The 7078-nt window shown below is 73.2% G+C and carries 9 protein-coding genes; 4 read left to right on the forward strand and 5 right to left on the reverse strand.

The genetic code is table 11. The features are described 5' to 3' along the window. From glp to H5J33_RS18050, 4 genes are all read left to right on the forward strand, one after another. A partial coding sequence (glp, locus tag H5J33_RS18035; RefSeq protein WP_181795965.1) for a gephyrin-like molybdotransferase Glp occupies window positions 1-702 on the forward strand: 702 nt, incomplete at its 5' end. A gap of 126 nt (window positions 703-828) precedes the next feature. Then, the gene (gene moaC / locus H5J33_RS18040) at window positions 829-1308 is read left to right on the forward strand and encodes a cyclic pyranopterin monophosphate synthase MoaC (RefSeq protein ID WP_181795966.1); all 480 of its coding nucleotides are present in this window, start codon (window positions 829-831) and stop codon (window positions 1306-1308) included. Beyond that, window positions 1305-1805: a molybdenum cofactor biosynthesis protein B gene (locus tag H5J33_RS18045; RefSeq protein ID WP_181795967.1), complete on the forward strand. Its 501-nt coding sequence runs from the start codon at window positions 1305-1307 to the stop codon at window positions 1803-1805. Before moaC ends, H5J33_RS18045 begins: the two co-directional genes overlap by 4 nt. Before the next feature lie 20 nt (window positions 1806-1825). After that, window positions 1826-2440 carry a GNAT family protein gene (locus tag H5J33_RS18050; RefSeq protein ID WP_309485429.1) on the forward strand — a complete coding sequence of 205 codons (615 nt, stop codon included), beginning with the start codon at window positions 1826-1828 and terminating at the stop codon, window positions 2438-2440. Between the two features lie 537 nt (window positions 2441-2977). Here H5J33_RS18050 and H5J33_RS18055 read toward each other — a convergent pair. The 5 genes from H5J33_RS18055 to H5J33_RS18075 form a co-directional block, all read right to left on the reverse strand. Further along, complete coding sequence (locus H5J33_RS18055; protein WP_181795968.1) at window positions 2978-3727, reverse strand: DNA polymerase beta superfamily protein; 750 nt, start codon at window positions 3725-3727, stop codon at window positions 2978-2980. Window positions 3728-3731: 4 nt separating this feature from the next. Further along, window positions 3732-4739, reverse strand: coding sequence for an ADP-ribosylglycohydrolase family protein (locus H5J33_RS18060; RefSeq protein WP_399552856.1), 1008 nt, complete (start codon window positions 4737-4739; stop codon window positions 3732-3734). A gap of 64 nt (window positions 4740-4803) precedes the next feature. Then, window positions 4804-5865, reverse strand: coding sequence for a pseudouridine synthase (locus tag H5J33_RS18065; protein WP_181795970.1), 1062 nt, complete (start codon window positions 5863-5865; stop codon window positions 4804-4806). A gap of 13 nt (window positions 5866-5878) precedes the next feature. Continuing rightward, entirely contained in the window at window positions 5879-6496 is a 618-nt protein-coding gene (gene scpB, locus H5J33_RS18070) for an SMC-Scp complex subunit ScpB (protein WP_181795971.1), read from the reverse strand. Then, the coding region (locus H5J33_RS18075; protein ID WP_181795972.1) for a ScpA family protein at window positions 6493-7078 on the reverse strand (586 nt) is incomplete at its 5' end. The genes H5J33_RS18075 and scpB, both read right to left, overlap by 4 nt.

The following is a 7078-nucleotide window of genomic DNA, read 5'->3' on the forward strand; positions in this document are numbered from 1 at the left end:
CCGCGCGTGGTCGTGCTGTCCACCGGCAGCGAGCTCGTCCAGCCCGGCGAGGAGCTGGCCCCCGGGCAGATCCACGACTCCAACAGCTTCGCCCTCACCGCCGCCGCGCGGGACGCGGGCGCCATCGCCTACCGGGTGGGCGCGGTCGCCGACGACGCCGAGACGCTGCGCACCACCATCGAGGACCAGCTCATCCGCGCCGACCTGATGGTGACCACCGGCGGGGTCAGCGTGGGCGCCTACGACGTCGTCAAGGAGGCGCTGTCCTGCGTCGGCGACGAGGACGAGGCGGGCGGCGGCGTGGAGTTCCGCAAGCTCGCCATGCAGCCCGGCAAGCCGCAGGGCTTCGGCACCATCGGCCCCGACCACACCCCGCTGCTGGCCCTGCCCGGCAACCCGGTGTCCGCGTACGTCTCCTTCGAGCTGTTCGTCCGCCCCGCCATCCGCGCCCTGATGGGCCTGACCGACCTCCACCGGCCCCGCACCCGGGCCACGCTGAAGGCGGACGCGGCGCTGCGCTCGCCCCGGGGCCGGCGCCAGTTCCTGCGCGGCCGGTACGCCGACGGCGAGGTGACCCCCGTGGGCGGAGCCGGATCCCACCTGATCGCGGCGCTCGCCCAGGCGGACGCGCTCATCGTCGTCCCCGAGGACACGGAGTCCGTGGAGCCCGGCGGCGAGGTCGAGGTCGTGCTGCTCGGCTGAGGCACGCGCGCGTGCCCGTCCACAGGACGGTCCTGGTCCGATGTCCGGCCCGGCTTGGCGGTACCGTTGCGCGCACAGCAGGCCCGCGCTCCGCACCGCGCGGGCCCGGACCGGGAGCGCCACAGCATGAGTACGCAGGAACGGCTGACGCACATCGACGAGGCGGGTGCGGCCCGCATGGTCGACGTATCCGGGAAGGACGTGACCGCGCGCACCGCCCGCGCCAGTGGCCGGGTCCTCGTCTCACCGCGCGTGGTCGGGCTGCTGCGCGGTGAGGGGATGCCCAAGGGCGACGCCCTGGCCACCGCGCGCATCGCCGGGATCATGGGGGCCAAGCGGACCCCGGACCTGATCCCGCTGTGCCACCCGTTGTCGGTGTCCGGTGTGACACTGGACCTGTCGGTCGCGGACGACGCCGTGGAGATCCGGGCCACCGTGAAGACCACGGACCGCACGGGCGTCGAGATGGAGGCCCTCACCGCGGTGACGGTCGCCGCGCTCACCGTGGTCGACATGGTCAAGGCGGTCGACAAGGGGGCGGTCATCACGGACGTGCGGGTGGAGGAGAAGACGGGCGGCAAGTCGGGCGACTGGAGCCGGGCATGAGCTACCGAGCCCTGGTGATCACCGCCTCCAGCCGGGCCGCCGCGGGCGTCTACCCGGACAAGGGCGGCCCGCTGGTCGCCGACGGCCTCAGGGGCCTCGGCCTCGACGTGGCCGGGCCGCGGGTCGTCGCCGACGGCGCCCCCGTGGAGGAGGCCCTGCGCGCGGCCGTGGCGGCCGGGTACGACGTCGTGGTCACCACCGGCGGCACCGGCATCTCGCCCACCGACCGCACCCCGGAGGCCACCCGCGCGGTGATCGACCGGGAGGTGCCCGGCATCGCCGAGGCCATCCGGGCCCACGGGCGTCGGAAGGTGCCCACCGCGGCGCTGTCCCGGGGCCTGGCGGGCGTGGCCGGCCGGACGCTGATCGTGAACCTGCCCGGCTCGACCGGCGGGGTGCGCGACGGCCTGGCCGTGCTGGAGCCGCTGCTGGTGCACGCCGTCGACCAGATCCGCGGCGGCGACCACCCGAGACCCGGCAGTGGGGGTGTGAGCTGAACAGCCCTTCCTGGCCCGTCGTGCTGGCGGACGGCGAGGTCGTCCTCCGGCCGATAAAGCTGCGCGACCAGCGGGCCTGGCGCGAGGTGAACCGGCGCAACCGCGACTGGCTGCGCCCCTGGGAGGCGACCATCCCGCCGCCCGCGCCGAGCGGTCCGGTGGCGCACCGGCCGACCTACCGTCAGATGGTCCGGCACCTGCGCTCCGAGGCCGGCGCGGGCCGGATGCTGCCGTTCGTCATCGAGTACCAGGGGCGGCTGGCCGGGCAGTTGACGGTGGCCGGTATCACCTGGGGCTCGATGTGCTCGGGGCACATCGGGTACTGGGTGGACGAGGAGGTGGCCGGGCGCGGGGTGGTGCCGACGGCCGTCGCGCTCGTGGTGGACCACTGCTTCCGCACCGTCGGCCTGCACCGCATCGAGGTCTGCATTCGTCCCGAGAACCGGCCGAGCCGGCGCGTGGTGGAGAAACTCGGATTCCGCGAGGAGGGGCTGCGGCCGCGCTATCTGCACATCGACGGAGCCTGGCGCGACCATCTCGTCTTCGCGCTCACCGCGGAAGAGGTGCCCGACGGGTTGCTCACGCGGTGGCACCGGGCGCGCTCCCAGCGGGCCCAGCGCACCGAGCGCCCATGAATTGAAAATACGTTCGATTTTGAAAATCGCATCGGTCGCAAAAAATGCTGGAAATATCAGCCAGATCGTGCGACACACCGGCCCAATTGGCGGATGGCCTCACGCAAACCCCTCTACCGTGTGAGGCGTGAGCAGCAGCGGCCTCATCTACGCAGTCATTGTCGGGGCCTGGGCCGCCTACTTGGTGCCGATGTGGCTCCGTAGGCAGGACGAGCTGAACGAGGCCCGTCCGACGGAACGCTTCAGCACCGCCATCCGGCTGCTTTCCGGACGGGCGGGCATGGAGCGCCGGTACGCCAGGGACCTGCGGGCGCGCTCCGCCCAGGAGGGGGAGCCGGACGCCGTCGACCCGGACGCCGTCACCGACTCGGTGGACGTCCGGGCCTTCGCCGTGCCTCCGACCCGCCGTCAGGAGGGCCTGGACGCCGAGCCCCTGGACGCCCCACCGGCCCACAGCCCACACCGGCCCACCGGAAGGCCACGAACCCCCGCCCGCACCGGCACCCCGCCCTCTCCTGCACCGGGGCGCGCCGGGCCTCAGCGCTCCAGGCGGAGCCGGACCACGAGGTCGTGCAGGGCACCGTGGGCGGTGGCGGTGCCGGGCAGCGCCGAGCCGGCCTGCGCCTCGTCCAGCGCGGTGTGCAGCCGCTCCACGTCCGTCGCCACGCGTTCGCGGTCCACATCGGCGCGGACGTTCTCCCGCTCCCGCTTGGCGGCGATCAGCTCGGGCAGATAGCCGGGGCCGCCCACGAGCTCCAGGAGCGTGGGCAGATGCGCCTGGACCTCGCCGCTGCGCATGAGGTGGATGCCGGTGAGCAGCACCCGGAAGGTGTAGAGCAGCGGCTTGAGTTCGCCGGTCTTCTCGAACAGCCGCCACTGGGTCGCGGCGAACCCGCGGTAGTGGTGGGCGTGGTGGCTGGTGAGGACGCCGGGGACGAGCGCGGCCAGCTCCCGGTGGGCCTCGCCGGTGTGCACGACCAGCGGGGAGAGCAGCTGCTCCAGCACATAGCCGTTGCGGCGGAGCATCAGGCGGGCGAACTTGCGCAGGTCGTGGGTGACGAGGTCCAGTTCGACGCCGTAGCGGACCCAGGTCCGCGAGCGGGTCTCCTCCGGCTCGCCCAGGCCGACGAGGTCGGCGGCGGGGAGCAGGTGGACGCCTCTGAGGTCCACGTCGGAGTCCTGGGAGGGGAAGCCGTACAGATGGGCTCCGGAGACGGTGGCGAACAGCAGGGGGTCGGACTGTTCCGCGATCACCGGGGCCAGGTCTATGTCGAGGTCGCCGAGCATGGGCCTAAGCGTCCCAGAGCGTACCCAGGGCCAACAGGTCGCCCCGGTGTTCGATCCGCTCCGTCCAGTCGGCGGGCCAGGCCCCGGCGCCCAGCCGGGCGCCCGCGAAGGCGCCGGTGAGGCAGGCGATGGAGTCGGAGTCGCCGGCGGTGCAGGCGGCCCGGCGCAGGGCGGTGACGGGCTCGTCGGGGAAGAGCAGGAAGCACAGCAGCCCGGTGGCGAGGGCCTCCTCGGCGATCCAGCCCTCGCCGGTGGCCAGGCAGGGGTCGGTCTCCGGGGAGACGGTCCGCACGGCCTCCTGGAGCCGGCCGAGGATCTCCAGGCACTCGTCCCAGCCGCGCGCGGTGAACTGCTCGGGGCCGGGGTACTGGGCGCGGGTCCACAGGTCGCCGAGCCAGGCGTGGTGGTAGTACGTGCGGTGTTCCAGGGCGTACGAGCGCAGCCGCCCGACGAGTCCGGCCGGTTCGGCGCCCCGGGCGAGCAGGTGGACGGCGTGGGCGGTGAGGTCGGAGGCGGCCAGCGCGGTGGGGTGGCCGTGGGTGAGCGCGGCCTGCAACTGGGCGGCGCCGGCGCGCTGTTCACCGCTCAGACCGGGAGCCAGGCCGATCGGGGCGACCCGCATGTTGGCGCCGCAGCCCTTGGAGCCGGTCCGGCTGGCGTCCTGCCAGGCCCGGTGCCGGTCGGTGAGCAGCTCGCAGGCCCGCAGACAGGTGCCGCCGGGGGCGCGGTTGTTCTCCGGCGAGCGGTACCACTCCACGAACTCCGCGCGCAGCGGCCCCTCCAGTCCCCGAGGCGTCAGGTCGGCGCGCTCCACGGCCGTCCGCAGGGCGCGCCCGACGGCGAGGGTCATCTGCGTGTCGTCGGAGACGAAGGCCCGCTTGGGCAGCTCCATCTCCCGCCAGGGACCGCACTTGGCGAGGATCGACGGTACGTCGTTGAACTCGGTCGGGAAGCCGAGGGCGTCCCCGAGGGCGAGTCCGAGAAGTGCTCCGGTCGCCGGCTGCCTGGGCATAGCCACCATCCCCCTTTATCGTCATCATGACAATAAAGGGGGATGGTGATCATGGCAAGGCGCTTTAGAGATCGACTTCCTTCATCAGCATGCCGACCTCGGTGTTCGACAGGCGGCGCAGCCAGCCCGACTTCTGGTCGCCGAGGGTGATCGGGCCGAAGGCGGTGCGTACCAGCCGCTCGACCGGGAAACCGGCCTCCGCCAGCATGCGGCGCACGATGTGCTTGCGGCCCTCGTGCAGGGTCACCTCGACCAGGTAGTTCTTGCCGGTCTGCTCGACCACGCGGAAGTGGTCCGCGCGGGCGTAGCCGTCCTCCAGCTGGATGCCGTCCTTCAGCCGCTTGCCCAGGTCGCGCGGGATCGGGCCGACGATGGCCGCGAGGTAGGTCTTCTTCACGCCGTACCGCGGGTGGGTGAGGCGGTGCGCCAGCTCACCGTGGTTGGTGAGCAGGATGACGCCCTCGGTCTCGGTGTCCAGCCGGCCGACGTGGAAGAGCCGGGTCTCGCGGTTGGTGACGTAGTCGCCGAGGCACTGCCGGCCCTCCGGGTCCTCCATGGTGGAGACCACGCCCGCGGGCTTGTTCAGCGAGAAGAACTGGTACGACTGCGTCGCCACGGTCAGGCCGTCGACCTTGACCTCGTCCTTCTCCGGGTCGACCCGCTTGCCCTGCTCGGTGACGATCTCGCCGTTCACCTCGACCCGGGCCTGCTCGATCAGCTCCTCGCAGGCCCGCCGGGAGCCGTAGCCGGCGCGCGCGAGGACCTTCTGCAGCCGCTCGCCCTCCTGCTCGGCGCCCGGGAAGGTCTTGGGCAGCTTGATGTCCTTCCTGCCCGCGTACCGCTCCCGGTTGCGCTCCTCGACCCGCGTCTCGTACTCGCGCGAACGCGCCGGGGCCGTGCGGCCGCCCTGCTGGGGCCGCTTCGGGGCGCCCTTGGCGCCGCCGCGCGCGGCACCGCCACGACCTGCCTTGGGGCCGTCCTTGGTGGCCCCGGGGCCCACGTCGTAGCGGCGCTCCTCGGGGCGGGGCTTGCGGGGCCGGCCCTGCCCCTGCTTCTGGTCCCTGTTGTTGCCGGCACCGCGGTGGTTACCGCGCCCGCCGCTCTTGCCGCTGCCGCTGCTTCGCATCAAGGTTTCCGTCTTAGTCGTCTGCGTCCTGACCGCCGGGCGCGTCGGGCGCGTCCGGGTCGAACGACGGGACCCCCTCCTGGGTCTCGGCCTCGATCGCCTCCGCCTCGGGGAGGAAGGGCGCGAGCTCCGGAAGCTCGTCCAGGCCGCGCAGGCCCATCCGCTCCAGGAAGTAGTTCGTCGTCCTGTACAGGATCGCACCTGTTTCGGGTTCCGTGCCCGCCTCCTCGACCAGACCGCGCTGGAGCAGGGTGCGCATCACGCCGTCGCAGTTCACCCCGCGCACGCCGGAGACCCTGCTGCGGCTGACCGGCTGGCGGTAGGCGACCACCGCCAGGGTCTCCAGCGCCGCCTGGGTGAGCCGGGCGGTCTGGCCGTCCAGGACCAGCCGCTCGACGGCGGGCGCGTAGGCGGCGCGGGTGTAGTAGCGCCAGCCGCCCGCGACGAACCGCAGCTCGAAGCCTCGGCCCTGCGCGGTGTACTCGTCGGCCAGCTCGCGCAGGGCGTCCGCGACCTGGCGCCGGGGCCGCTCCAGCAGCCGCGCCAGGTGCTCCTCGGTCGCGGGCTCGTCCACGACCATCAGCATCGCCTCCAGGGCGGGCTTGAGGTCGAGACCGGCGGGCTCGCTCATGCCTTCTCCTCCTCGGGCTCCTCGGGCCGCTTGGGCGGGCGGTCGAACTCGTCGGTGACCAGCGGCGCCGGGTCCGTCCCGCCGCCGGTCCAGCGCACGGTCAGCTCCCCCAGCGCGGTCTCCTGCTCCAGCGCGACGGCCTTCTCCCGGTACAGCTCCAGCAGCGCCAGGAACCGGGCCACGACGGTGAGGGTGTCCTCGGCGTCCTCGGTGAGCTCCCGGAAGCCGGCCTCGCCCAGCTCGCGCAGCCGCGCCACCACGATCCGGGCCTGCTCCTGCACGCTGACCAGGGGCGCGTGGATGTGGTCGACGTGGACCTGCGGCCTGGGCCTGGGCTGCATGGCCTTGACGGCGAGCCTCGCGAAGCCCTCCGGGCCGATGCTGATGACGACCTCGGGCAGCAGCTCGGCGTGCCCGGGCTCCAGGCCGACGGTACGGGGGTGGCGCCGGGCCTCCTCGTCGAGCCGCTCGTTGAAGATGTCGGCGATCCGCTTGTAGGCGCGGTACTGCAGCAGCCGGGCGAAGAGCAGGTCCCTGGCCTCCAGCAGCGCCAGGTCGGCCTCGTCCTCGACCTCGGCGGCG

The organism is Streptomyces sp. WELS2, from assembly GCF_013870595.1.
Classification (GTDB): Bacteria; Actinomycetota; Actinomycetes; order Streptomycetales; family Streptomycetaceae; genus Streptomyces.

Bases quoted from the DNA above. Each gene is read 5' to 3' on its own strand.
- moaC (WP_181795966.1), top strand. From the start codon at position 829: ATGAGTACGCAGGAACGGCTGACGCACATCGACGAGGCGGGTGCGGCC.
- H5J33_RS18045 (WP_181795967.1), top strand. From the start codon at position 1,305: ATGAGCTACCGAGCCCTGGTGATCACCGCCTCCAGCCGGGCCGCCGCG.
- H5J33_RS18055 (WP_181795968.1), bottom strand. From the start codon at position 3,727: ATGCTCGGCGACCTCGACATAGACCTGGCCCCGGTGATCGCGGAACAG.
- H5J33_RS18060 (WP_399552856.1), bottom strand. From the start codon at position 4,739: ATGCCCAGGCAGCCGGCGACCGGAGCACTTCTCGGACTCGCCCTCGGG.
- H5J33_RS18065 (WP_181795970.1), bottom strand. From the start codon at position 5,865: ATGCGAAGCAGCGGCAGCGGCAAGAGCGGCGGGCGCGGTAACCACCGC.
- scpB (WP_181795971.1), bottom strand. From the start codon at position 6,496: ATGAGCGAGCCCGCCGGTCTCGACCTCAAGCCCGCCCTGGAGGCGATG.